Source organism: Aquirufa sp. OSTEICH-129A (assembly GCF_054558355.1).
Genome location: NZ_JBPXKC010000031.1, coordinates 1 through 239, shown reverse-complemented (window position 1 = coordinate 239; position 239 = coordinate 1). Strand labels below are relative to the sequence as shown.

The 239-nt window shown below is 48.1% G+C and carries 1 protein-coding gene; it reads right to left on the bottom strand.

Annotated features, from left to right (window positions below):
- On the bottom strand, positions 1–239 hold a 239-nt coding region (locus tag SKC36_RS12380), incomplete at both ends, for a hypothetical protein (RefSeq protein WP_459466085.1).

Here is a 239-nt window from a genome sequence, read left to right as displayed (position 1 = left end):
CAAAGTCTGTACCTCCTACTTTTGGTGCCGTCACTGGAGACGATGAACTATTCGCTCCACTAAACGTTAAGCTCTTGCTGCCTGTATATCCTGTTACCGTATTGCCATTCGCATCCTTCGCCGTGATTGTAATCGTTTGACTCGTTCCAGCCGTTTGCGTGCCGGATCCTGTAATCACAAACTTATTGGCCGATCCTGGATTGATCGTTATGCTGCCACTTGTTACAGCTGTCCCTGTT